This window comes from Acinetobacter sp. WU_MDCI_Abxd143 (assembly GCF_025514195.1).
GTDB lineage: Bacteria > Pseudomonadota > Gammaproteobacteria > Pseudomonadales > Moraxellaceae > Acinetobacter > Acinetobacter pittii_H.
In genome coordinates this window covers 283368-308869 of sequence record NZ_JAHPTH010000003.1, presented here as the reverse complement: position 1 = coordinate 308869, position 25502 = coordinate 283368, and the positions used below count along the sequence as shown (strand labels likewise).

Sequence of the window (25502 nt, the reverse complement as noted above, 5' to 3'; positions counted from 1 at the left end):
CCTTATCATGCATAAAAAAGTAATTTTGTCGGACAATTAAAAAAGTGGTTTTTAGATATTAACCTGATAGTTTAAAAGCAATTCATCCGCATTTTTACCACGGATGCCCCAATTTTCTTTAGGTGTTTCAAAAATAGTAATTTCAATGTCTTGTGGAGAAATTCTACATTGTTCTTGAATATTACGAAATAAGGTTTGAATCAGCTGCTTTTTAGTGGCTGCACTGCGGCCTGCAAACATTGAAAGTTCAATAATAATGTAATGCTGGCTTCTGTCAGAAGGGTAAATGAAATTTCCTAGTTTAAGGCTGATAAAACGTTGAAATCTTTTCTCAACAGGATATTTCAATTCTTCAATAAGCGCCTGATGGATTGCATGAGAAAGTAATTCTCGGTACTGCGTAATGGTTTGTTCATTTGCATAAATTTTAACTTGTGACATTTTTATCTCTATTAAGTAGCTAAGGTTATCTTTTTAATCAATTCAAAAATTAAATTTTCCAAGCCAGAAGTTTCAGTCTTAAACGCCTCTGGCCAGATTTTATTTTATATAAGGAAAATAAGTTTATCTATTTATAAAGGTAAATAAGTATAGATCAGACCATAAACAATTGCGGCAGTTAAAGTTGCTGGTACGATTTTCTTAAATTTAAAATAAAGACCAGCTAGAACTATAAAACCGATAACCATTGCTAAAATCTTATTTGGGGTTTCAAGGAGAGGTGGAAGAGTAGCAACTACAAGCATGGCACTAATTGCAGATATTCCAATACTTCCTAAGGCAATTTTGATCCAGATTGAGCCGCGTCTTTGTTGGTTGCCCTGTAGTTTTTGTATTACGAAAAAAGGTCCAAAGCGTGAAGCAAAATTGGCTATACCCACAATAATGCCGACCAGAATAATTTCTAGGTTCATATTAAGCCTCAACCTCATCATGTTGTTTCAGCACATAATGTTTAAATAGACCAGCTAAAATGCCTGAAAAAATACCTATAAAAATAGCGGCTGATAAGTTAATCCAATAACATGCCAAAGCTGAAACTACTAAAGATACAGCAACGACAAGGCTATGCTTTCGTTCAAATGCAGCTAATAAAAAACTTAAAAATAAAGCAGGTAATAAGAAGTCTAAAGCTGCTTGTAAAAACTTTGGTAAATGAGCAACTTGATCGGCAAATAATCCACCTAACAAAGAGCCACTTGCCCAAGCCATCCAACTAAATAGACTTAGGCCAAGCATCCAAGACTCGGACCATTGTTGTCTGCGCTGTGAAAGTTGGATCATTCCACTGGCAAAAACTTCATCCGTTAAGCCCCAAGCCCATACTGCAGTTTTCTTAAGATTTAATTTGTTTGGAATCAGGTTGTATAGAGCAGGTCCATAAAGGACATGGCGAATATCTAGTGCAATAACTGTTAATGCTGTTAGCCAGATGGATGAACCGCTAGCCAAAAGAGCGACAACCAAAAATTGGCTAGCGCCAGCATACATTGAACAAGATAGAAAAAAAGCTTCCCATGGTGTAAAACCAAACTGGGATGCAGAAACGCCAAAGGCAAAAGAAACGGGTAAATAGGTGAGTACGATAGCTTGGCTATCTTTGGCGCCTTGCCAAAAAGTTGCTGTTTGGGCAGGCATCAATTGTTGTTTGGACACAATACACCTTGGCAATAAACCAAATGATAAAAATACTTGAAAGATTGAGTATTGTAGCCGAATTTAATAGCATAGTGCCGAAATGTTTAATCGGCAGTTTGATATGTTCAAGGCAAAGATTCGTTTAGTTTATATCGCCATGATAAGTGCAGGTATTTTTACATTGCAGGGCTGTGATAATGGTAATCAGAGTGCAGAAAAAAAAGTAGAAATTAAGCCAGCACCGAAACTAACCAATGATGCAACTGTTTATGCTAAAAAAGCATGGACATTGATTAACACGGTTGAGCATTTAGTTTATGAAAAACAACTCAGCCAAATTGATGACAAAGTTCGTAAACCTTTACGCCAATTGAGTACAGACTGGCGTATCAATGTGAAAATGACAGATTCGGTCACTGAAGGTAAATATGCGCTTTGCCGTAAAGCTTTAACGAGTCTAGATGTATGGGCGCGCGAAACGCTTGAAAATAATAGTTCGGTTGCTCAGAAACAGGCAGATTATGAGCGTGATAAACAACAGTGTAAGGAAGCGATTGAAAACCCGAATTTAGGAAACACATCTCCTAAATAAAGCCTATACATATAAAAAAGCGAGATGATCAATCTCGCTTTTTTGCTTTTAAACGATAATGAGTGAATGTGAATTACGGTTTTGTGGCAGCTTTAGCGGTGTTTGCAGTTTTCACAGCATCTTGTTTCATTTGATGAGTCATTTGCTGTGATTCATGTTGAGCATGTGTCGCGCTGGTCATTGCATCATGTTTTTGAGTGCTTAAGTCTTTTTTAACATCTTGTTTAGTTTTAGTTACCTCTTTCTTGGCTTTTTGAGCGGTAGTTTTTCCATGTACAGCTACACATTTTCCACCTTTGTGATTTGGTCCTGTACCGCCTTGTAGTTGAGTTCCTTTAGGACATGCAAATGCCGAAACACTTAACATAGCCAATACGCCTGCTGTAAGAATTGTTGATAATTTTTTCATGTTAATCAGCGCCTTGTTGAGTATTATTGCTCAGCTTGAGTGTAGGATGAAAATATCTGCTTTAACACATTTATTTTGTGGAAATAGAGTTTGAACAATGTTTTGATTTGCAGTGTTATCTAATTTTTTAATTTAATTTTAAGTTTTTATTATTTAGCCTCCTGTGTAAAGATTAGGATTGTGCTTGAGCAACTACTTTCAATTTCTCAATATCTAAAACCTCAATTTTTCTAAAAGCAATTTTAATGATTTTCTGTTTTTCGAGCAGGCTGAGTTCATGATTGATCGTCTGCCTAGATGTGGTCAGCATATTTGCCAACTGTTCTTGAGAAATATGGATGTGATGATCTTGAATAAGAATATGATTCCCATAACCTTCTAAAATGAATAGAAGACGCTGAGCCAGCCTTTGAGAAATACTGCGTGTTTGTATTGCAATCTGTTCTAAGAAAATATACCTGATTTTTTGGCTCGTTAAACGTGCAAAATAATACCAATAATATGGATTGTCCTTGAGTAGATCATTTAATGGTTTTGCAGGAATATGTAGAACTGTACTTTTTTTCAAAGCAATAGCATCGTGTGAACGTGGTTCATGATCAATTAAAGATATTTCACCAAACCACATAATCGGCTCAGCAATTGCAGAAAGTGCTTCATTACCATTTACGTCCACATAACCCAAACTAATTGAGCCTTCAAGTACAGTATAAATGCCATCAAATATATCTTGAGCATGGAAAACATAGCTATTTTTTTCAAAGGTGATTTGTTTGCCATGTTCTAAAATAAAATTTTGGAATGCCTCCGGAAGCACACTAAACCATGTGTTTTCTTTTAGTCGGTTAATATAAATTAGATCCAAAATTCGGTCATCCATGAAAAAATTCTTTACTTTGTCAAATAGCTGACAACTTTAAGTTTTCCTTATTTGTACAGTATGACTATATGTAAGTGAATAGGGAATAACTCATGTCAAATCTGGAGCAACAGCTTAGCAAATATGCGGCTTATCATTTAAATCATAAAAATATATTGACGCATTTTATTGGTATTCCGCTGATCGTGTTTTCAATTTTGTGTTTAACCGCAAGAGCAGGCATTGATATTGGTAGTTTTAAGCTTACTTTAGCCATTGTGCTGATTGCAGCTAGTACGATTTATTATTTGTTGCTAGATAAAATTTTTGGCTTACTCATGCTCGTTATCTTAGTTGCTGTGTATCCACTGGCGAGCCAAATTGCCCAGTTATCGTTGGGACAATGGTTAGCGACAAGTATTGGTTTTTTTGTGGTGGGTTGGGTCTTTCAGTTTGTTGGGCATTATTTTGAAAAGAAAAAACCAGCTTTTGTTGATGACGTAATTGGACTTGCGATAGGACCGTTATTTGTATTGGCAGAATTTATATTTATGCTAGGTTTTAGAAAGCCTTTGCATGCGCGTATTTTACAAGAGGCACGCATTAAACGAGAGACGATGGATTTAAGTCATTAACAATAAAAAAAGCCCCAATATGATGGGGCTTTTTTTGAGCTTTAACTTAAACGTTAAAACGGAAGTGCATTACATCGCCGTCTTGAACAACGTAAGTTTTACCTTCTAAACGCCATTTACCAGCTTCTTTAGCGCCGTTTTCGCCGTTGTATTGTACGAAGTCATCATATGCAACAACTTCAGCACGGATGAAGCCTTTTTCAAAGTCGGTATGAATCACACCAGCGGCTTGAGGAGCAGTTGCGCCAACTTTTACTGTCCATGCACGAACTTCTTGTACACCAGCAGTGAAATAAGTCTGTAAACCTAAAAGCGCATAACCTGCACGAATAACCACATTTAAACCTGGTTCTTCCATGCCCATTGCTTCTAGGAACTCAGCACGATCTTCATCTTCTAATAATGAAATTTCAGCTTCGATTTGATTGCAAAGGGGAACAACAATTGCGTTTTCTTCAGCCGCAAGTTTTTTTACTGCATCTAAATGCGGGTTATTTTCAAAACCATCTTCTGCAACGTTTGCAATATACATGGTTGGTTTTAAAGTCATTAAACCAAAACCACGAACTAATTTACGTTCGTCATCAGACAAATCAGCTGCACGAGCTGGTTTACCTTCGTCAAGTAACGGTTGGATTTTTTCTAAAACTGCTTTAGTTGCTACAGCTTCTTTGTCACCGCCTTTAGCAACTTTAGTTAAACGTAAAATTGCTTTAGCAACAGTTTCAAGATCGGCAAGTGCAAGTTCAGTATTGATAGTTGCGATGTCGTCTAACGGATCAATTTTACCATTTACGTGAATGACATTTTCATCTTCGAAACAACGTACAACATGTGCAATAGCATCAGTTTCACGGATGTTAGCAAGGAACTGATTACCTAAGCCTTCACCTTTTGATGCACCAGCAACAAGACCTGCAATGTCCACAAATTCCATTGTAGTTGGCAAAATACGTTGCGGCTTAACAATTGCAGCAAGTTTGTCTAAACGTGGATCTGGTACAGGAACAATACCTGTGTTTGGTTCAATGGTACAGAAAGGGAAGTTTTCCGCTGCAATCGCTGCTTTCGTTAATGCATTGAAAAGGGTAGATTTCCCTACGTTTGGCAGACCAACAATACCGCAATTAAAACCCATGAAAACCACTCACAAATGTGTAAATTAAAAATTGTCGCTGATTTTACATGAAAGCCATGACAAAGTCATGGCTAGAGCGGGGTTGTATTGCTTTTAAACTTTACGTTTATCAAGTTGCTGGGCTAATGCATCGCCAGTCGCTTGTACTAACATGACTAAAACAATGAGCACAAAAATTACAGCCAACATAATTTGCATATCAAAACGTTGATAGCCATAACGATAAGCAATATCTCCTAGACCACCTGCACCAATAGCACCAGCAATCGCAGAGGAATTAATCATTGTCACAATAGTCACGGTAAAGCCTGCCACAATACCTGGTAAAGCTTCGGGTAAAAGTACATGCCAAATAATTTGTTTACGGTTACAACCCATGGCTTGTGCAGCTTCAATTAAACCTTGATCGACTTCGCGTAAGCTGACTTCTGCAATACGCGCAAAGAAAGGAATTGCAGCAATAGTCAGCGGAACAACCGCCGCCCAAACCCCATAACTTGTACCCACAATCCAGCGAGTAAGCGGAATAAGCGCAACCATTAAAATAAGAAAGGGTACAGAGCGAGTGATATTGATGACCCAACCCAAAGCTTGATTAATCTTTTGTGACGGATGAATGCCGTGCTCAGAAGTACTGACTAAAACAACAGCAATCGGTAAGCCAATTAAAAAAGCAATAAACGCAGATGCACCTACCATGAGTAAGGTATCTACAGTTCCAGTAATTAATAAATCAATGAGCTGGTCGTGCATAGCCAAGTACCTCAAATTGTGCAATTGCAGTTAATGCGTCTTGTCGTATAGATGAAAGATCAATTTCTACGTTAGGAATACCGACTAAAAGTGAACCAATAATATGCCCTTGAATGGTATCGACCTGACTTTGATATAAATTGACAGGTGCTTTAAATCTAGCTAGTAGTGCTTGAATATCCGGAACCTGATGTGCTTCAGCCTCATATTTCAGTTTTACAATAATATGAGTCGAATCTTCATCGGGTAGAGGACTGATTTTAAAAGGCAGGGTAATTTGCTCAAGGTTTAACAATTCTTGAGTAATTTGTTGTTCTGGTCGTGAAAATACAGACCAAACTTGCCCAGCCTCTACAATCTCACCTTGGTCAATCACCACGACTTGATCACAAATTTCTCGAATCACTTGCATTTCATGAGTAATTAATACGATGGTAAGACCCAGCTCCTGATTAATCTTTTTAAGTAAAGCCAAAATAGTGGCGGTACTTTCTGGATCAAGTGCCGAGGTTGCCTCGTCACACAGTAAAATTTCTGGGTGGTGAACAAGTGCACGTGCAATACCAACACGTTGCTTTTGTCCGCCAGAAAGTTGTGATGGATAATAGTTAGATTTATCTGCAAGACCTACGAGAGCTAGAACCTCATTTACACGTTGGTTGATATCTGCTTTGTTGTAATTGGAAACTTTTAAAGGCAATGCCACATTTTCCCAGACCGTTTTTGCAGACATTAAATTGAAATGTTGAAAAATCATTCCAATTCTTTGACGGGTTTGAATAAGCTCGGAATGGCTCAATTCAGCAATGTTTTGTTGATGGATATGAATGCTGCCAGTATTTACTTGTTCTAAGCCATTTAAAGTGCGGAGTAAGGAAGATTTTCCAGCACCACTTTTACCAATAATGCCTAAAATCTTATCTTGAGGAATATCAAGGTTAATCTCTTTTAAAGCATGCAGTTTTTGACCCTGCGATTGGTAAAACTTATTTAAACCACGAATTTTGATATGAGGTAGAGAAAAATCAACTTGTGATCCAAAACTCACCATTGCCATTCTCCTTATTTCCAGCCTTGAAACCACATACCTTTACCAAAGTCTTTATCCAGAATGTCTTGTGCTTGTTTTGAGTTCTGGAATGCTTTAACAAAGGTTGCAAGTTTTTGGTTTTTATCTTGGTAATCGCGACGGGTCACAAACAAAATTGCATATTTTTTATCGATTGGATCTAAAAATAATGCGCTATGTGGGTCGGTTACCTTTGCCATTTTTAAGTAGTGAGGGAAGCCGAAAATTAAATCGACATCGTTATATGCATGTTCTGTCTGTGGTCCTTCAACTTCAACGAAGCTCAGCTGTTTAGGATTAGCAATAATGTCTTGAGTGGTTGAAAGTTCATTATTAATGTCTTTAAGCTGAATTAAACCTGCGCGGTGCAATAAAATTAAAGCACGGGCTAAATTAACCGGATCGTTTGGAATAGCAACACGTGCATTTGAAGGTAAGTCTTCAAGTGATTTATATTTTTTCGAATATAAACCTACATGACTTCCTGAACCCACACCAAATGCATGTAAGTCATAACCCGTTTCTTTTACAGCATTACGTAGAAATACGCTTTGCTGGAAAAAGTTTGCATCAATATCACCGTTTTGTACGGCAACATTGGGTGCTCGCCAATCAGAAAATTCAACGAGTTTGACATGAACGCCTTGCTTTTCTACTTCATTAGCTACGCTTTGTAATAGCTCAGCATAAGGTGGGCTAATCCCAATCGTTAAAACATCGTCAGTTTGTTTATTTTTAATATAACGGTAACCGACGAGGCCCAGAACTACGATAATAATCGTAATTCCGAGCAACCAAGGCTTATGCTGTTTGAACTGAATCGCCATAATCTTTCCGTTATTACTTCCAGCCAGGGAACCAAAGTGTTGGCCCAATCTCAGCATCTAACACAGCTTTAACTTTTGGCGAGTTTTGATAGATCTCAACAAATTTCTTTAATTTGTCGCCCTTATCCTGATAGTCATCACGCACTACAAACAAAATTGCATAACGTTTATTGGTATTGTCATCAAGTAAAAGTGCACTTTCAGGGTCAGCTGTTTTTGCTAAGCGTAGGTAATGCGGATAGCCAAAAGCCAAGTCAACATCATCAATTGCACGAGCAGTTTGTGGTCCTTCAACCTCAATGAATTGCAAGTTTTTAGGGTTTGAAACAACATCTTTAAGTGCAGATAAATGGTTGTTTGAATCTTTAAGCGTAATTAATTTAGCTTGTTGTAAAAGTAGTAGGGCACGACCTTGATTCACTGGATCATTTGGAATGACTACACGTGCGTTTTGTGGCAATTCATCAAGACTTTTATATTTCTTTGAATAAAGTCCCACATGTGAGGCTGCACCCACTGCAAATGCCTTTAACTTAAAGCCAGTTTCTTTAATTGCATTGTCTAAGAAGGGTTGATGCTGGAAAAAGTTCGCATCAATATCCCCATGATTTAAAGTAATGTTTGGTGTATTCCAGTCAGAAAATTCGACTAGTTTTACATTTAAACCCTGTTTCTTTGCTTCATCGGCAGCAGCTTGTAAAGTTTTTGCAAATGGTGGACTAATGCCAATCACAAGTTCATTTGAGCCACTTTGGCGATGTTTATTCCAAAAGAATAAAGCAACAATGAGGACTACAACGACTAAGCCGATGCCTAGCCATTTTTTTGAGGCTGTTTGAGCCATGTCTATCTCCAAATTTAAGCGGTTATTTCTTCAATTGTTGTTAAGTTTTTGCTGTTGTTATAGGGACTACATCGGAACGCTTGAACAGGGTGTTGTTTTGGTAATTGGTCACCCCGATTAAAAAATTTGTTACGTAGTGAACCCCTTTTATATGCAGTTTTATAGCGACCACGTTGTTGTAGCTGAGGAATGACCAAGCGAATAAAGTCGTGGTGAGACTCTGGTGCAACTGTACGTGTCAAATTAAAGCCATCAATATCAGTCTCATCTAAAAGATGAATTAAGTATTCAGCAACTTCTTCGCCACTACCTACGATGAGGGGATAACGACCACCTAAAACATGCTGAGCTTTTAAGTCATTTTTTGTGATTTGTTGCTCTTTAAATTTTTCGGTAATCGAAACAATACTGTTACTTTTTTGGTAAGGAATCGCTTCATCGTCGGCAAATTTACTTAAGTCGATACCAGTTGAACTCGCATAATGCGCTAAGCCAGCTTCAGGGCTTGCATACTGACGATATTCATTAAGTTTTTGTACAGCGAGATCATGTGTTTCGGCAACAACAACGGTTATACCGACAAAGACTTTAATGTCATCCGCTGAACGGCCTTGCTGTTCTGCAAGAGCACGAATCTTTTTCACTTGTTCGCGAATTTTTTCGGGTTTATCACCGCCAATAAATACACATTCAGCATGACGTGTTGCAAACTGCATACCTTTGGGTGAAGCACCTGCTTGAAATAGGGTTGGAGTGCGTTGCACAGAAGGAGATACCTGAAACACACCTTCACTCTGGTAATACTTTCCATAGTGGTGAATGGTGTGAACTTTAGATGGATCTGTAAAAACACGCTGTACTTTATCTTTTTTAACGGCGTCGTTTTCCCATGAACCTTCCCAGTATTTATAGCAAAGCTCTAAAAATTCTTCGGCTTGTTCATAGCGGGCATCGTGGTCTTTTAAACCTTTTTGACCAATTAAGCGTTCGGCACTATCTAGATAACCTGTCACGATATTCCAACCAATACGGCCTTGAGTTAAATGGTCGAGACTCGCAAAGCGGCGGGCAAATTGATACGGATGCTCATAGCTTAAGTTCACAGTGACCCCAAAACTTAAGTTTTGAGTGACTGCCGCCATTGCTGAAATAAGTGTAGACGGGTCATGGCTCGGAAGCTGAATGGACTCTTTTAAAGTCAGATCAATACCGTTTTGATAGACGTCATACACACCTGTAATGTCCGCAATAAATAAACCATCAAATAAACCATTTTCTAAAGTTTTGGCTTGTTCTGTCCAATAGCTCAATTCGTTAAAACGATGTGATTCATCACGTGGATGTGTCCATAAGCCATGATTAATATGACCAACGCAGTTCATATCAAAGGCGTTTAATAAAATTTCTTTCGCTTTAAAATCTGCCATTACAATGTCCCCCGACGAGGTGGTAGAACACCGTTAAGAACATAGTTCCCAATAAAGTAATATTTCCATCGCGCAGCATCATGCAATGTATGAACGCGCGCATTACGCCAGAAGCGATCTAGACCATCTTGTGACTGACTACCACGGCTTCCTGCAAGTTCGATCAGCTTAGAAGATGCTTTGAGTGCTGTATCGCTACTATGAGCACGTACTTTGGCCACATCAATTGAAGCTTTTGCAATACTTTCAGGTGTGGTTTCAATTTTTGCGGCATCAATTGATTGAGCTGCCTGTTTTAATAACACTTCACTTGCCCGTACATCTACGGCAATGCGTCCTAATTCATAAATCGTTAAAGGATCTTGGTTAGCCGTTTCTACATTTGAATCAATCCATGGGCGCGCTTGATGCACTCTTTGCAAGCTTTCTTCAAAGGCTCCACGTGCAATGCCTACCTCAATTGATGCATGCATAATTTGCGCAAAAGGGCCCACTAAGGTTGGTTGTAAAAATGCAGTATCAAAAGGAATAACATCATCTGCATCGACAAAAACCTGATCAAATTTAACAGTGCCGCTACCTGTGGTTTTCTGCCCAAAGCCAGACCAGTCATCAACAAGTTTTAAACCTTGTGAACCACTTTTTACAAAGGCTAAATACTCTCGGCCGGCATCATCTAAAACTAAGGTTGGAATACGGTGAGCAAATAAACTTCCTGTGCAGTAAAACTTTTCACCCTGAATGAGATATCCATTTTCATGCGGACGAATGTTAGTTTGTTTATGGGTTGAAGTTTTAGTTTTAAACTCGGCAAGTGCATTACCAAAGCGGGTGCCAGTTAACACTTCGCCGTATAAACGTTGTTTCTGAGTTTCTGTACCTGTATTGCGTAACACTTCTAATGCATAGAAGTGGTTTTGTGGAATTTGCCCGATTGAACCATCTGCACCGCTTAAAAGCGCAATTACTTTGGCAACTGTATGGCTTGAAACTTCGGCACCGCCATATTGCTTTGGTACTGTAATTGCCCAAAGACCAGATTGGCTCAAAGCATCGATTTCGGTATACGGTAAAATTCGCTTAGCGTCTCGCTCAACTGCGGTTTTTTTAAATTGTTCGGCAAATTGTTCGGCAATTTCTAATGCTTCAGCATCATTTTGAATAATGTGCGCTTGGCCAGATGCCGATGTTTGTTTAGTTTGAACCGATTGATATGAAGTCATGACAATTTCTCCTTAAATCCAGGCATGGCGGGCAGGGAAATGACCATTAAGGTAATAATTGCCAATGGCATGTAATTTCCAACGAACGGGATCGTGTAAGGTATGTACACGGGCATTTCGCCAATGTTGATCTAAATTGTGTTGGCTTAAGCTTGAACGGCTACCGCCTAGTTCCAGCAATTTTTCAGAGATTTGTAGAGCTGCATCATTGGCGTAGACTTTTGCTTCTGCGACCAAAATTGAAGCTTTAGCTATTTGTTCATCAGTCACAGTTTCAAGTTGGTCAAGTTCATCTAAATATTCAGCAGCGTCATCAAGCAGTAAAATTGCAGCATCGAGTAAAATATTTAACTTACCCACTTCTTGCAGGGTGTAATGTTCAAAGCTGGCTTTTTCAACATTTGCATCAATAATTGGGCGCGCTTTGTGTATGGTCGATAAAGTATCGTCAAATGCAGCTTCTGCAATCCCCACATCAATGGCAACTTGTAATAACTGAGAATAAGCACCGCGATAAGTAGGAACCTGTGTTAATAAGCGCTCATCAAAAATAAGTTCAGGATTAACTTCAACTTGATTTAATTTAACTGTACCACTCGCGGTAGTACGTTGCCCAAAGCCATTCCAATCATTAATGACTTCAATGCCTTGAGCATCTCGGTTAACAATGACTAAAACCACATGACCATCAGGATGAATTGCTTTAATCGCGAGCCAATGCGCAAAACTTGTTCCCGTCGAATAAAACTTTTCGCCGTTTAAAATATATTTGCCGTTTTCAACAGTAAGGGTGGTTTTTAAGGTTTTTGAATCATGGGTATTACGTTCTGGTCCACCGTTGGCAAGACGTTTACCTGCTAATATTTCTGAAAAAATAAATTGTTTTTGTTGTTCTGTGCCCATGATTTCAATTAGGTTTAACAGGCTAATCTGATTTTGTGGAATCTGACCAACATTCGCATCACCTTTACTCAAAATACGGAAAACTTGAGCCAAAGTTTTATTGGAAACAAAAGCGCCGCCATATTTTTTTGCAATGCGAATTCCACCTAGGCCTTTTTGGCTAAAGTTTTCGATTTGCTCATGCGGTAATAAGCGTTGTTGATCACGTGTATTACGACCCTCTAAAGCATAATCCGCCACTTGATAAGCAGCATTAATCGCTTGTTGATCATTTTGAATGATTTGGACGTATGCAGTCGTTTTTGATAGAGAATTAGACATAATGACACCTTGTATTGCTGTCATTACCTTACAAAAGAAATATTTTTCCACTAAACGAGGACTTATGCTCAGCTTATGAAATAAAGTGCAAAGCATTTTTTTTGCTTTTTAATGAAAAAATATAGATATTGAAAGATTATAAAAAACAATAGCTTAAGTTTGTTGTGCGGAAAAATAATAATAGAATTGGTTTTAATATGAAAAAGAGCAATAAGTACGGTAAAAAAAGATATAAAAAAAATAGACTTAAGTGTCAGTGAAAAATGAGCACAATATCCATTGTTTTAACTAAAAATAGCTTCTAAAGTATCTACTTACCGACGACCATTTTTGTACAAATAGTCAAATAAAAATAAACGTGGAGATTTTATGCGGGTTTTGTATCAGTTTCCTTTGTCCCATTATTGTGAAAAAGCTCGCTGGTTGTTAGACCATAAAGAACTTGATTATGTGGCTCATAACTTAATTCCAGGATTTCATCGTGCTTTTGCACAACTCAAAACAGGCCAAAATTTACTGCCTATTTTGAAAGATGATCATCAATGGATCGCTGAATCGACTAAAATTGCACTTTATCTGGATGATACTTATCCGGAGCATTCACTGTTACGTCGTGATGAACAATTAAGGCAGCAAACATTAAAAATAGATAGCTTGGCTGATGAGCTGGGTATTCATGTCCGTCGTTGGGCTCTAGCTCACACGTTGGCGCAAGGAGACCATGCTTTAGAAATTATGATGGGTGAACAAGGCTATTTACGTCAGTTTGAAAAAATATCGAAACCCTTTCTTAAAACATTGGTAAAGAAGAACTATAAACTTGAAGAAGAGATAGTGAACCAGTCAAAAGAGCGTATGGATGAACTCATAAATGAACTAAATAACTGCTTAATAGAAAATCAGGCACGTTATATGGTAGGCGATCGCTTAAGTCTTGCTGATATTTCTGTATGTTCTATGCTTGCTCCTTTATTAGAAATAAAGGGTACGCCGTGGGAGCGGGAAGAGGCTGAAGGTGTTTCGGAAGAATGGAATAACTATCAACAAAATTTACTCGATTTACCTCTAGGTCAGTATGTTTTAAGAATATATCAAACTGAGCGTAATGCGCGAGTAGATTGGCGCGGAATTTAAAATTATAAAATGCCCTGAGAAAATCGGGGCTTATTTTTATCTTTACTAGTTATTTTATTAATGTAAACATTACTATCAATTTTCTAAATGATTTTTATTAAACCATTTGTTTATATTATTCTGCTGCCAAAATTACTTTTTACAATATAAATTCAATTTTATCTAAATGACTAATAACTTTAATTTTTATAATTTTTTGGAAAATACAATTTTTCTAAATACTATTTTTAGCCAAAGTTAAGCCACTTTATTGTGCATGTGTTTACAATGTAATCAATAATTGCCACATTTAAGTGTAAATAGATGAGCTTAATAATAGACAGAAGATTAAAACATAGATTAAAGTAGAAACATGTGAGCAGTTTTAAAGGTATTAATTCTGCAAAACAGATTGAATAGAATAAGTGAAGCAAATGGATGGGTCCGACTTGGAAAAGTTGGCTCGATAATTGCATTTTAATAAAAAATCACTCTATTGCTCTATATGAATGATTCTATAGATAAATAGAGAGAATGATCATCAAGGAGTTCTTATGAAACGTTCTGCAACCTCTCTCATTATTTCAACAGTTATGCTTTGTACGGTTGGCGCTACTTCTCAAATTCAAGCAGCAGATACATTAGCTAAAATTAAAAGTACCGGAAAAATCGTAATTGGTCATCGAGAATCCTCAGATCCAATTTCATATGTTGTTGCAGGTAAACCAGTAGGTTATGCAGTCGATATCTGTAACCAGTTTGCAAATGACATTAAAAAAGAATTGAAAATGCCTGGCTTAAAAGTTGAGTACAAGGCAGTAACTTCATCAACACGTATTCCTGAGCTTTTGGCAGGCAATATCGATATGGAATGTGGTACCACTACAAACTCTAAACAACGTCAGCAACAAGTCGGTTTCTCAACTAACTACTATGCAACAGAAGTGCGCATGGCTGTTAAAGCAAACTCTGGCATTAAGAGTTTGGCGGACTTAAATGGTAAAGCAGTTGTTACTACTCAAGGCACTACATCTGACAAATACATCAAGATGAATGAAAAAGGTCAGGCTGTTAATGTTCAAAATATTTATGGTAAAGATCATGCTGACTCTTTTGCCATGATGGCATCTGGCCGTGCTGCTGCATTTGTAATGGATGATAATATTTTAGCAGGCTTAATTGCCAAGTCTTCTACACCTAAAGCTTTCGCAATTGTAGGTCCGGTACTTTCATCTGAACCTTATGGAATTATGCTTGCTAAAGATGATCCAAAATTTAAAGCGATTGCAGACCGTACTGTAAATAACTTGTGGAAAACTGGTAAAATGGACGCTTTATATAAGAAGTGGTTCTTATCTCCAATTCCACCAAAAAACACGAATTTGAACATGCAACAAAGTTCATCTTATAAGAAATTAAAAGCTAACCCAACAGATGCAGGAATCTAACTGGATCTTTTTGTCCTAAATTTACTTGTGTAAGTGTAAAGATTCATTTGCACAAGTGGTCTATTTTCTAAAGATATTAATTTAAGGGGCAAACATGTCAGTCGGCTCGCTAAACTGGACTATATTCTGTGCGGAGTCTAATGAATATGGTGTCGATAAAGCCGCATGGGCAGAATCAGTTTGTAAAGCTATTGGTAGCTCAAGCTACAATGCTTATGCTGAGGCACCCACATGGTTACAAATGTTAGGTTCAGGCGTGTTCACTATGGTTTGGACAGCTATTATAGCCTTTCTTATCGCATTTTTATTAGGTTCTCTCCTAGGGGTAATTCGTACATTACCTAACAAACCTCTCGCATTTATCGGCAATTGTTACGTTGAAATTTTCCGTAATATTCCACTTATTGTGCAACTATTCTTCTGGGCTTTTGTTTTTCCCGAGTTTTTACCGGACAGCTTAAGTGCAGGTAGTGGGGACGTAGTTGCTGGTGGTTGGTGGAAAAATATTTTAAATCAGCAACCTGCGGTTATTGGTGTTTTTGCATTAGGTCTCTACACGGCTGCCCGTGTATCTGAGCACATACGTGCCGGAATTAATACCGTTTCTCGTGGACAGAAGTTCGCTGCTTCCGCTATGGGTTTTACTACTGCACAAAGCTATCGTTATGTCATTTTACCAGTTGCATATCGTACCGTATGGCCAACGATTACATCTGAAGCAATGAACGTTTTTAAAAACTCAGCTGTTTTATATGCGTTGAGTGTGTTGAATTTCTTTGCTTACACGAAAACTATGCGTGAAGAAACTTCTCAGGACATTATCATTCTTATTCTCTCTACACCTGTTTATTTGATTATCACTTATAGCATTAAGTTTGTGATGGCATGGATTGAGAAACGAATGGCTGTACCTGGCTTAGGTTCAGGAGGGAAGTAATCATGGATTTTTCTTTATTACAAAACCCTGATGTGATCGCGGCACTCAAAGAAGGTTTTATTTTTACGCTTACCGTAACGGTATTAGCAATGATGGGCGGTATCTTAATTGGAACCCCATTGGCAATGATGCGTTTATCTAGCAATGCCATCGCAAGTAATTTTGCAAAATTTTATGTTGACCTGTTTCGTGGTATTCCACTGATTCAGGTAATCTTTATTTTCTATTTTTTGTTGCCGAAAATATTTGAGTTTCAATCTGATACTTATTGGGGACCGTTGTTTTCGAGCGTTGTAACCTTTGCCATTTTTGAAGCAGCTTTTTTCTCGGAAATTGTACGTTCTGGAATTCAGTCTATTTCAAAAGGACAGGTCCATGCAGGCTATGCACTAGGTTTTACCTACGGTCAATCAATGCGCTACGTGGTATTACCTCAAGCCTTCCGTAATATGCTCCCAGTATTGTTAACTCAAACAATCATTCTATTTCAGGACATCTCATTAGTTTATGTGATTAGTGCACCAGACTTTTTAGGTCGTGCAGATACATTGGCTAATACTTATGGGCCTGAAACAAAAGCAACATTCTATTTAATCGTCGCTGTAGTGTATTTCTGTAGCTCGTTTGTGCTGTCGCATTTAGTCAAACGCTTACAGCAAAAAATTGCCATCATTCGCTAATTGGAGATTTTAAATGCCAATGATAGACATCCAACATATCTCTAAATGGTATGGTGATTTTCAGGTTTTAACAGATTGCACGACGAGTATTGAAAAAGGTGATGTCGTTGTTGTGTGTGGACCATCTGGTTCAGGAAAATCAACACTCATCAAAACAGTAAATGCTTTGGAACCATTTCAACAAGGTGACATTATTGTTGATGGAATTTCGCTTAAAGATCCAAAAACAGATCTTGCTAAATTCCGTTCACGAGTGGGAATGGTCTTTCAACACTTTGAACTTTTTCCACACATGACTGTTTTGGAAAATTTGACGATTGCTCAAGTTAAAGTGTTAAAGCGTTCAGTTGCAGATGCTCGTGCAAAAGGTTTGAAATATTTAGAGCGTGTAGGCTTACTTGCTCATAAAGATAAATTTCCGGGGCAGTTGTCGGGTGGTCAGCAACAACGTGTCGCGATTGCACGTGGCTTGTCTATGGACCCAATCTGTATGTTGTTTGATGAGCCAACTTCTGCACTTGATCCTGAAATGGTCGGTGAGGTTCTTGAAGTTATGGTACAGCTCGCACATGAAGGCATGACCATGATGTGTGTTACGCATGAAATGGGCTTTGCTAAAAGAGTATCTAACCGTTTAATTTTTATGGATGAAGGTAAAATTTTAGAAGACTGCCCAACCCATGAATTCTTTGATAATTTAGAAGCTCGTCATGAGCGTGCTAAACTTTTCTTAGAAAAAATTCAGGCGATGCACTAATAACCCTAATAAAAAAAAGAGCCATTAAAGGCTCTTTTTTTATATCTAATTTTTAGAAAATATACTTTGCTAGCAGGTTGATACGTGAATAATCACCCTTGTCACCTGCAAAAGTTTCACGTTGACCGTAAGTATATTCTGCTCCTAAATCAATATTTTTAACTGGGTTCCAGATTAAATTGACTAAAGCGTTATAAATTTCTTTGTTATAGCTGGTATTGGTTAAATTGCTATTTGCATAGACATTATCGTCTTTGTATTGAATACCACCTACAGCAAAAGTAGAACGCAGAATAGGGCTCCATTTACGTTGATACCCAATTACTGCGCTATCGAATTCTCCTAAATTAATATCTTGTGTTGTTGTGTCATAGTTATAAGCCGAATTGCTATAAAGTAAATAACGGCCATCGCCTTTAACATGATAGTAGTTAGCAACCACACTATCTTGAGGCGTTATATCATATTTACCACCAACGCCTACACCCCAGCCAAATTTCTCTTCAGAAGTGCTATCTTTTGGAGCTACACGGTTTTCATGGGCAAGAGCATGTAACTGTAATAGGCCTTTGTTATCCGTAGTTTTGAAATCATATCGTGCTGTTAAAGCAGGAAAACGGCTTCCACCGGCAGCATTACCAGCTTTTTCAACATCGCCACCCTCTAAGGCAACTAATATTTTTTGTTGTGCATTAATTGGCTGGGTGTAACGAACCTGTACTGTACGTGTAGTACCTGTACCAATAGCGCCATTAAAATCTACTGTTTCTGGTGATGTATCTGTGTTTACAAACGGTGAGGTTGTTTGACCAGCTAACCATTTTCCTAAAGACATATAAGCATGACGAACACGGAAAGTACCATTGCCATTATCTCCATTGCCACCCATGAAATCGGCTTCAATTTTACCTGTTAAATCTCCATATTGAGTTGGACGAGTAATATCTAAGCCAATTCGTGAAGTTGCTGCAGATACATTTAGTGAGTCTTGTTTTGGATCATTTTTATTCAGTGGATAATTGGCACCATTTGAAATACTGCCATTTGAACCTTTAAAGTCATAGGTTGCATCTGCGCGAACACTACCATAAAGCTTGACTTGAGTTTGCCCATCGGCCATAGCCATCCAACCTGGTTTTGATGCAGGAGGTGTAGGGATGGCAGGAGCCGCGGGAATTGTTGCTGGAGCAGTGACAGTTAAAGCTGTTTTTTGTTGATCAGATAGTTTCTGGACGAGTTGTTTTAATTCCTTTACCTCATCACGTAAGGCGTTAACTTCAGCATCTGTAGCGGCATGCACAGGCATCGTCACGCTCATCGCACTTAAAGAACTCATTGCTAATACTAGTGTTTTGATCTTATTCACAGGAACTCCCCCGACATGGATAAAAATTTTCCTGCAAATACATAACAAAAATGATGCCAACTTTAAGAAACTTGAAAAATAGTCAAATTTTGATGATTACTTCCTTTTTAGCCTCAAATGGTAGTGAGAATAAGGCTTCTGAATAGATTAATCAGATTTAAGCATAAACTGACTCTCTAAAATGAACCGCCCCTGACACTACTTGCACGTTTAAAAGGCATAAAAGAATTAAGCTCTATAAAAGAAAAAGAGTTTTGCTGTCTATAAACCTTTGCATTTTCAATGCAGAGGTAGTGGTATAGGGTTATACTGTCTTCATTGTGAAATTCTGGCTGGAGATAAGAGTGGAGTTAGATCGTTTTGATAAACAAATTCTAGAAATTTTGTCCCATGAAGACTTAAATTTGAATGAACTTTCAGAACGGATCAATCTGTCAGTCAGTTCTGTGCATCGCCGTATTAAGCACCTGATTGAAGCCAACATCATGGGGCAGCTCAAAAGGGAAATTAATTTTAGTAAGCTTGGTTTTACTTTACATATTTTATTGCAAGTTTCATTAAGCAAACATGATAGTGAAACATTTGATAAGTTTCTGTCTGAAATAGAAGCAATTCCAGAAGTAACTAATGCATTCTTGGTAACGGGGCAGAGTGCTGATTTTATTTTAGAGCTGGTAGCACGCAACATGGATGACTATAGTGAAATTTTATTAAGACGTATTGGAAAAATCGACAATGTAGTTGCTTTGCATTCTAGCTTTGTCATTAAAGAATATAATGTGTTTAATTGCTATAACTTGCTCAATAAACTATAAAAAAACGCACCATTTGGTGCGTTTTCTTTGATTCAAATGTTTGATTTAAGCATCAAGTTGAGCTAAAACTTCATCTGAGAACTCAACGTTAGTATAAACGTTTTGTACATCGTCAAGATCTTCAAACATATCAATCATTTTAAGAATTTGTTTTGCTTGGTCAACATCTGTAATTTCAGCTTTTGTAGATGGACTCATCACAACTTCTGCGTTATCAGATTTTAAACCAGCGGCAGTAAGAGCATCTTGTACTTCACCGAAAGTTTCTGGTGAAGTGATTACCAAAATTTCATCTTCTGAAACTTCAATATCTTCAGCGCCAGCTTCTAAAGCAACTTCCATGATTTTATCTTCTAAAGAAACATCTTCAAAAGTAATCTCACCACGTTTAGTAAATAGATAAGATACAGAACCCGCAGTTCCTAAGTTACCATTTGTTTTACTAAAACAGTGACGTACGTCTGGTACTGTACGGTTTAAGTTATCTGTCATTGTTTCAACAAGAACAGCAACCCCGCCAACACCATAACCTTCGTAAGTTACTTCTTTTAAATCATCATTATCTTCACCACCAGCACCACGTTGGATCGCACGGTTAATGGTGTCACGTGTCATATTAACTGAGAGTGCTTTTTCAACTACTGCACGCAGACGAGGGTTGCTAGCAGCATCTCCACCACCAAGTTTGGCAGCAGTCACAATTTCACGAATATATTTAGTAAAAACTTTACCGCGACTTGCATCTTGTTTCGCTTTACGATGCTTAATATTGGCCCATTTAGAATGACCCGCCATGGACGTGAACTCCAAAAAAGAAAATGCAAAAGTGCTAGAATATTAGCATAGGCATGGTTTTGTTGAAAACTGTTGCCCTGCGTTTTGTTAGCCAATTGAATAAGAACAATAAGCTTAAAACCTAATGAATGAGTTTAGGTCAAAATAAGTCCAATTTGATTTAGTTAATTTTCACATCTATGTCAAATTGTGCATATAGTTCTTTAATTGTTTCCAAATCTTTTTGTAAATCAGTCGGGTAAATTTTACCTAAAATCCCACCTTGTTTACTTCGAGCATTGGCATACATTAAAACGATTGGAACATTGGCTGCTTTAGCAATATGCCAAAAACCGGTACGGATTGGTTGGCGTTCCGAACCATCTTTAGCACGAGTAGCTTCAGGAGCAATCACCAAGTTAAAAATTTCATGCGTTTGAAATTGTTCAACCATCTGAGAAACAATATCTTTACTCGCTTTTCGATCAACTGGAATACCACCTAGCTTTTCTAAAAGTGGTTTAAGCGGGCCTTTAAACAGTTCCTTTTTTATTAAAGTATGAATTTTAATATCTAAAATTTGGAAGAGGGCAATCGATAACACTGCATCTAGATTTGAGGTATGTTCAAAGCCAATAATAACTTGTTTTTTCTCAAGAATTTGAGGGTCTACATTGTAAGTCCAACCAACAGCTTTAAAGATAGAATTACCTAGAAATTTTTTCATAGATCAGTGCAAGGTGATAAATTTTCAGGATTCTAATATGAGTTTGTAGAAAAGCCTAGAGAAATTATGAAAGCTAAAGTACGGCACTAAAATTAAGGATTAAGTAAGCTATAAATTGTTTGAAAATTTATTTTTTATTTTTCTCAAACTTTTTATGAAAATAATAAACCTAAGGAATATTAAAACTATGAGGCATGCTGAGGAATCTCCTCATTAATTAAATATTCAATATATTTCCAGATTTTTTCAGGATTAATAAGAGTTTTATCTGTTGTACCATCAATAATCATCCCATCAATAATCGAGATAATGATCTGAACGAGGGGAGTCGGGTTTTTGATACCTAATTGAGAAAGCTTTTCATGCAATAAGTTAGTTAGCCATTTAGTATATTCATAAAATGGTTCACGAATTGAAGTGTACTGTTTAGATACTTCAATGAATGCTTTTTTAAACAAACATCCATTAAATGTTTCGCTGTTGATCCATTCAATATACCAATTGAAAATAATATGAATTTTTTCAAGCGGACTAGCATCTTGATGTAAACTTAATTGCTCATTGATTGAGTTTTGAATATTTATATTCCGATGTTGCAAACACTCCATAATTAAATTTTCCTTTGAAGGAAAATATTTATAAAAAGTCATTTTTGCAACATTTGATTCAGCAATAATACGGTCAACACCAGTAGCGTTGTATCCGATCTGATTAAATAGATTTAAAGCAGTATTTATAATATCTTCTTTTTTTGACATTACTATTCCATATAGTTAAAACTAATTATAACTTAATCTAAAATATTAAATTTTTAATACAAATTATGATAATAAAAAACAGAAATTGATTCAAGTTTATATTGTGATAATGATTATCATTTAATTAGATTTTTTTAAATTTTCTATTTGATTTCGTACGATTTTAATTCTAATATTAATCGATGAAGGAACATATTTAAATATTAATTTAAGTCATTGTTTTTATAATAAAATATGTAAAAATCGATCATGCTTCAATAAGTTTAATGAGAGCGGATATGCCTAAGAAATTTGAGAATTTTAATAATCCTAGAAAGAAAGCACTCGCAGGGATGAAACAAAGCATTTCAGCTGAACTATGGGAAAAAAATTCAAACTTTTTGACCCGATTAAGAGCAAAAATTGCTGAGCATCCTGTATCTCATCATTCTGCAATTGATATTTTAAATAATGGAAAAATTAATAAAGAAGATTTAAAAAAAATTCATTTAGAGTACCGTCACGCAATTGTTCAAACTTTCACCGATGCTTTGCTCATGGCACAATTTCAAACAAAACAATTAGAGCCAAGATTACATGCAGGTGCAAAAATGTATCCACGCTTTCTTTTGAGTTTAAATATTTTTGATGAGTTTGGATTTCGTCCAGGTTTAGATAAAGACGGTTACTATCAGGGTAATCCTGAATATGCTCACTATCCGCTATTTGAAGATATATTGAATGATTTTGGTATTACAGAACAAGATCGTCTAACGTATCAACCTACTGAAATCGCAAAGCAAGTTAGAGTATTTTTAGAAAGTGCTTATGATGACTATAAGGCTGTTTCAGCGTTATTAGCAGTTGCAGAGGAAGAAGTTATTCTTTATAGCCCTCCGTTACGTAAAGCGACTAAAGCAGTAGGCCTGGACGTGGAAGGTGGGGGCTATTACCATGTACATGGGATATCTGAGGATGAAAGTGCAGAAGCTGCAGATGATGACCATGAAGAAGACTTATGGTATGTCTTGATGCAAGCTTGTACAGAAGAAGATTATAACTATATTGAAAAGTTATGCTTGGAGTATTGTGATTTGTGGGAAAAGTTTTGGGATGCTCAATTAGAACATACAGAGCTTATGCGGAAGCAAATTTTAGCTTAATAGAAGAAATAGGAATATTCAGTTTAGACGAAAGGTATTTAAAAGCAGTTAAAATTTTAAGATAAAATAAATTTTACAATTTGATAATTAAGTTTTGAATATTGTTTATAACGGCAAAAACCATTCTATTTAGATAATTATTAAAAAACCCCATAAACTTTTTAGTTTATGAGGTTCGAATTTGGTGGGCCCACACAGACTTGAACTGTGGACCAACGGATTATGAGTCCGCTGCTCTAACCAACTGAGCTATAGGCCCTATAAGTCAGAAAAGCTTTTAATCTCAAGGCTTTTCAGTGCGTGCAATACTAATCAATTTTTTAATTAAACACAAGTCATTTTCTGAAGTAGACGCAAACTAAACTCAAAAAATATTGTGATTTATTGGTTAAATATTACAAGCGTTAGCGATTCTAGCGTATGTTTACTTCATGAGTAAAGTGAACTTAGTTATTTATCGATCAATTAGAACTTATTTCAGCAGTTTGTCATGTTAGTGATATAAATATTCTTTCAATTTGTATGATTAACTTATATAGAATGTCTTTGTTTGAAATGTGATCATTTTTGTAATTTATTTGTTTGTAGTAAAGAATGATATTTTAGATAAACTTAGTTAAAATAGCTAAATATAAAAAATATAAATTTTATGTGTATTAAAATTAAATTCTAAAATATAAAAAGTATTATTTTAAGATTCATATTTATTGAAAAGTATTGCCTATAACTTTAATTTATAGAAATCTAATGAAGTAGTTGCAAATGAATAATATTAAAAAATTATTCGGTTAAAATAACTTAAATGAGGTTTTAGTACTAATTTTTAGAGAAAATATAAAATTAGTACTTTAGAATAAATTCATGTCAAATTATATTGTTAAAAAGTTTAATCGAGGTAGTAAGACAATTACTTTGAAATATAGAAGTAATGAGTAAACGTATTTACAATATTTTAGATATAAGGATTTAGTTAATTTAAAAATATAATATTTATTCTTTATTTGTCGATCGTTTTTTACTAAAAACGGATAAGCTTTTAAGAGAAGAGAATGGAAGTTTTTATCATTGAAATAACCTTCTTTTTCTAAAATATTTTCCATAACAGACTTCAAGAACGGTTGTCATGACACCAATGTAATTCTTTGTATCTTATCAATTTTATTCTTGACTAAAACACTTGGGTTTAATAAAGTATAAGTGTATTTTTTACAAAATAAAATATTATTGCTTAATCCTGAAATACAGTAAGAAGCCTACTTTTTGAGTAGGCTTTTTGCTTTTAACAATAGTGGTAAAAATAGTACACAGCAATAAATTCAAACTTTAAAGAAAATAGATTTAGCAAGAATTGATATCATAAAAATATCTATAAGTTTTTATGATTAATATATAAAAATTTATAAATTTTCTTGAATAATTTGAATTAGCTCGCGAGCTGCTTTAGGTAAAGGGCGATCTTGAAGCCAAATTAAATAGATTGATAGGGGTAAATGATTTTTTGTATTTTTGAAATCTAAAAGTACTAAATGACCTTGATCAATTTTTTCTTGTACTAAAGATAAAGGAAAATTTCCCCAGCCAAGTCCTGCTTCAACCATATTAATTGCTGTTTGTAGACTATTCGTTTTCCAATACATTGCACCAATAATTGAACGTGGATCTGTCATTTCATGCTCACTACTCGCCACAACAATTTGTCTAATATTGATTAACTCTTCAATAGAAAACTGCTTTGATTTTTCTTGTAGAAGAGTATGGCTAGACGAAATAGTAGCCACTACTGTTTCAGTCATTACCAATTGTAGATTCTCACGCATTTTTATATTGAGGTCTGAACCTGCTAAGCAAAGACTAATTTGCTCTGTATAAAGTAAATTAACAATGTCGTCTTGGGGAGCAGTAATAACTTCTATGTTCAGTAAGGGGAATTTATCGGCTAATTTCTTTATTGAATGGAATAATAATTTTGTATTTACATCTGAGACCACACCAATCCGCAATTTACTTTCAAGTCCTAAAGAAAGTTCATGAGCATGAGTACTAAATAGCCTAAGTTGTTCAGAAATAATCCGTGCTTGAGGTTCCAAAGCTAATGCTGTGGCGGTTGGAATGACTTTGCGAGGGGTACGCTCAAATAAAGTGTAGCCCAACTCTGCTTCTAAATTGGCTACGGCCATACTTACTGCTGAGGGTACCCGGTTTAGTTTACGGGCAGCTGCAGAGAAAGAACCTGTATCGAGTACGGTGATGAAAAGTTCAATATTTTCACTGTTAAAATTCATTTTGATATCAATTGAACTGAAAGCTATTAACTTTATATATGATTTTGACTGAAATTAAAATATAA

Annotated in this window: 27 protein-coding genes and 1 tRNA gene; 9 read left to right on the top strand and 19 right to left on the bottom strand. The window is 36.3% G+C overall.

All coding sequences use genetic code 11. The features are described from left to right. Window positions 1-51 precede the first annotated feature (51 nt). From KTI79_RS09530 to KTI79_RS09520, 3 genes are all read right to left on the bottom strand, one after another. Window positions 52-441, bottom strand: a complete 390-nt coding sequence (locus KTI79_RS09530) for a tautomerase family protein (RefSeq protein ID WP_032053719.1) — start codon at window positions 439-441, stop codon at window positions 52-54. Window positions 442-572: 131 nt separating this feature from the next. Further along, window positions 573-914 (bottom strand): L-valine transporter subunit YgaH, encoded by a 342-nt coding sequence (ygaH, locus tag KTI79_RS09525; protein WP_032053721.1) that lies wholly within the window; start codon window positions 912-914, stop codon window positions 573-575. Window position 915: 1 nt separating this feature from the next. Further along, window positions 916-1638 (bottom strand): AzlC family ABC transporter permease, encoded by a 723-nt coding sequence (locus KTI79_RS09520; RefSeq protein ID WP_063098679.1) that lies wholly within the window; start codon window positions 1636-1638, stop codon window positions 916-918. A 121-nt stretch (window positions 1639-1759) separates the two neighbouring features. Here KTI79_RS09520 and KTI79_RS09515 point away from each other — a divergent pair, with 121 nt between their 5' ends. Further along, window positions 1760-2230, top strand: coding sequence for a hypothetical protein (locus KTI79_RS09515; RefSeq protein ID WP_199937174.1), 471 nt, complete (start codon window positions 1760-1762; stop codon window positions 2228-2230). A 73-nt stretch (window positions 2231-2303) separates the two neighbouring features. Here the strand turns inward: KTI79_RS09515 and KTI79_RS09510 are convergent, their stop codons facing one another. Together KTI79_RS09510 and KTI79_RS09505 are read right to left on the bottom strand one after the other, a co-directional pair. Beyond that, a complete protein-coding gene (locus KTI79_RS09510; RefSeq protein ID WP_046811555.1) occupies window positions 2304-2639 on the bottom strand; it encodes a hypothetical protein in 336 nt (111 codons plus the stop codon). Between the two features lie 172 nt (window positions 2640-2811). Beyond that, on the bottom strand, window positions 2812-3519 hold the full coding sequence (locus tag KTI79_RS09505; protein WP_032053725.1) for a Crp/Fnr family transcriptional regulator: 708 nt from the start codon (window positions 3517-3519) through the stop codon (window positions 2812-2814). A gap of 92 nt (window positions 3520-3611) precedes the next feature. Here KTI79_RS09505 and KTI79_RS09500 point away from each other — a divergent pair, with 92 nt between their 5' ends. Further along, on the top strand, window positions 3612-4133 hold the full coding sequence (locus KTI79_RS09500; RefSeq protein ID WP_032053727.1) for a DUF962 domain-containing protein: 522 nt from the start codon (window positions 3612-3614) through the stop codon (window positions 4131-4133). Between the two features lie 46 nt (window positions 4134-4179). Here the strand turns inward: KTI79_RS09500 and ychF are convergent, their stop codons facing one another. The 8 genes from ychF to KTI79_RS09460 form a co-directional block, all read right to left on the bottom strand. Further along, window positions 4180-5271, bottom strand: coding sequence for a redox-regulated ATPase YchF (gene ychF / locus KTI79_RS09495; protein ID WP_004642544.1), 1092 nt, complete (start codon window positions 5269-5271; stop codon window positions 4180-4182). A gap of 93 nt (window positions 5272-5364) precedes the next feature. Next, on the bottom strand, window positions 5365-6024 hold the full coding sequence (locus KTI79_RS09490; protein WP_004792864.1) for a methionine ABC transporter permease: 660 nt from the start codon (window positions 6022-6024) through the stop codon (window positions 5365-5367). Next, complete coding sequence (locus KTI79_RS09485) at window positions 6005-7081, bottom strand: methionine ABC transporter ATP-binding protein (RefSeq protein WP_079284154.1); 1077 nt, start codon at window positions 7079-7081, stop codon at window positions 6005-6007. The genes KTI79_RS09490 and KTI79_RS09485 overlap by 20 nt, the downstream gene beginning before the upstream one ends. Before the next feature lie 5 nt (window positions 7082-7086). After that, window positions 7087-7920 (bottom strand): MetQ/NlpA family ABC transporter substrate-binding protein, encoded by an 834-nt coding sequence (locus KTI79_RS09480; protein ID WP_032053729.1) that lies wholly within the window; start codon window positions 7918-7920, stop codon window positions 7087-7089. A gap of 13 nt (window positions 7921-7933) precedes the next feature. Then, window positions 7934-8764 (bottom strand): MetQ/NlpA family ABC transporter substrate-binding protein, encoded by an 831-nt coding sequence (locus KTI79_RS09475; RefSeq protein ID WP_032053730.1) that lies wholly within the window; start codon window positions 8762-8764, stop codon window positions 7934-7936. A 14-nt stretch (window positions 8765-8778) separates the two neighbouring features. Continuing rightward, window positions 8779-10191 (bottom strand): LLM class flavin-dependent oxidoreductase, encoded by a 1413-nt coding sequence (locus tag KTI79_RS09470; RefSeq protein ID WP_086375768.1) that lies wholly within the window; start codon window positions 10189-10191, stop codon window positions 8779-8781. Continuing rightward, window positions 10191-11414: an SfnB family sulfur acquisition oxidoreductase gene (locus KTI79_RS09465; RefSeq protein WP_086375769.1), complete on the bottom strand. Its 1224-nt coding sequence runs from the start codon at window positions 11412-11414 to the stop codon at window positions 10191-10193. The genes KTI79_RS09470 and KTI79_RS09465 overlap by 1 nt, the downstream gene beginning before the upstream one ends. A 12-nt stretch (window positions 11415-11426) precedes the next feature. Further along, the gene (locus KTI79_RS09460) at window positions 11427-12662 is read right to left on the bottom strand and encodes an SfnB family sulfur acquisition oxidoreductase (protein WP_079284155.1); all 1236 of its coding nucleotides are present in this window, start codon (window positions 12660-12662) and stop codon (window positions 11427-11429) included. Between the two features lie 345 nt (window positions 12663-13007). On the opposite strand from KTI79_RS09460, the gene KTI79_RS09455 reads away from it, so the two are divergent. The 5 genes from KTI79_RS09455 (at window position 13008) to KTI79_RS09435 (ending at window position 17573) form a co-directional block, all read left to right on the top strand. Beyond that, the gene (locus tag KTI79_RS09455) at window positions 13008-13772 is read left to right on the top strand and encodes a glutathione S-transferase family protein (RefSeq protein ID WP_032053734.1); all 765 of its coding nucleotides are present in this window, start codon (window positions 13008-13010) and stop codon (window positions 13770-13772) included. Between the two features lie 533 nt (window positions 13773-14305). Next, window positions 14306-15199, top strand: coding sequence for an amino acid ABC transporter substrate-binding protein (locus KTI79_RS09450; protein WP_014206541.1), 894 nt, complete (start codon window positions 14306-14308; stop codon window positions 15197-15199). A 94-nt stretch (window positions 15200-15293) separates the two neighbouring features. Further along, a complete protein-coding gene (locus KTI79_RS09445; protein WP_002114400.1) occupies window positions 15294-16136 on the top strand; it encodes an amino acid ABC transporter permease in 843 nt (280 codons plus the stop codon). A gap of 2 nt (window positions 16137-16138) precedes the next feature. After that, window positions 16139-16816 carry an amino acid ABC transporter permease gene (locus tag KTI79_RS09440; RefSeq protein WP_016145033.1) on the top strand — a complete coding sequence of 226 codons (678 nt, stop codon included), beginning with the start codon at window positions 16139-16141 and terminating at the stop codon, window positions 16814-16816. Between the two features lie 13 nt (window positions 16817-16829). Then, a complete protein-coding gene (locus KTI79_RS09435) occupies window positions 16830-17573 on the top strand; it encodes an amino acid ABC transporter ATP-binding protein (protein ID WP_002114298.1) in 744 nt (247 codons plus the stop codon). Window positions 17574-17625: 52 nt separating this feature from the next. Here the strand turns inward: KTI79_RS09435 and KTI79_RS09430 are convergent, their stop codons facing one another. Beyond that, on the bottom strand, window positions 17626-18939 hold the full coding sequence (locus KTI79_RS09430) for a DcaP family trimeric outer membrane transporter (RefSeq protein WP_199937176.1): 1314 nt from the start codon (window positions 18937-18939) through the stop codon (window positions 17626-17628). A gap of 344 nt (window positions 18940-19283) precedes the next feature. Between KTI79_RS09430 and KTI79_RS09425 the strand changes: the two genes are divergently transcribed. Beyond that, window positions 19284-19754 (top strand): Lrp/AsnC family transcriptional regulator, encoded by a 471-nt coding sequence (locus tag KTI79_RS09425; RefSeq protein WP_002050132.1) that lies wholly within the window; start codon window positions 19284-19286, stop codon window positions 19752-19754. Window positions 19755-19799: 45 nt separating this feature from the next. Here the strand turns inward: KTI79_RS09425 and KTI79_RS09420 are convergent, their stop codons facing one another. The 3 genes from KTI79_RS09420 to KTI79_RS09410 form a co-directional block, all read right to left on the bottom strand. After that, window positions 19800-20549, bottom strand: coding sequence for a YebC/PmpR family DNA-binding transcriptional regulator (locus KTI79_RS09420; protein WP_086375770.1), 750 nt, complete (start codon window positions 20547-20549; stop codon window positions 19800-19802). Between the two features lie 160 nt (window positions 20550-20709). After that, window positions 20710-21255, bottom strand: coding sequence for a 1-acyl-sn-glycerol-3-phosphate acyltransferase (locus KTI79_RS09415; protein ID WP_262468448.1), 546 nt, complete (start codon window positions 21253-21255; stop codon window positions 20710-20712). A 185-nt stretch (window positions 21256-21440) separates the two neighbouring features. Further along, the gene (locus KTI79_RS09410) at window positions 21441-22013 is read right to left on the bottom strand and encodes a TetR/AcrR family transcriptional regulator (RefSeq protein WP_032053740.1); all 573 of its coding nucleotides are present in this window, start codon (window positions 22011-22013) and stop codon (window positions 21441-21443) included. Window positions 22014-22291: 278 nt separating this feature from the next. Here KTI79_RS09410 and KTI79_RS09405 point away from each other — a divergent pair, with 278 nt between their 5' ends. Further along, the gene (locus tag KTI79_RS09405; protein WP_032053742.1) at window positions 22292-23155 is read left to right on the top strand and encodes an iron-containing redox enzyme family protein; all 864 of its coding nucleotides are present in this window, start codon (window positions 22292-22294) and stop codon (window positions 23153-23155) included. A 182-nt stretch (window positions 23156-23337) separates the two neighbouring features. Here the strand turns inward: KTI79_RS09405 and KTI79_RS09400 are convergent. Both KTI79_RS09400 and KTI79_RS09395 read right to left on the bottom strand, forming a co-directional pair. After that, window positions 23338-23414, bottom strand: a tRNA-Ile gene (locus tag KTI79_RS09400). 1138 nt (window positions 23415-24552) lie between these two features. Continuing rightward, window positions 24553-25437: a LysR family transcriptional regulator gene (locus tag KTI79_RS09395; RefSeq protein WP_032053743.1), complete on the bottom strand. Its 885-nt coding sequence runs from the start codon at window positions 25435-25437 to the stop codon at window positions 24553-24555. Window positions 25438-25502: the final 65 nt, after the last annotated feature.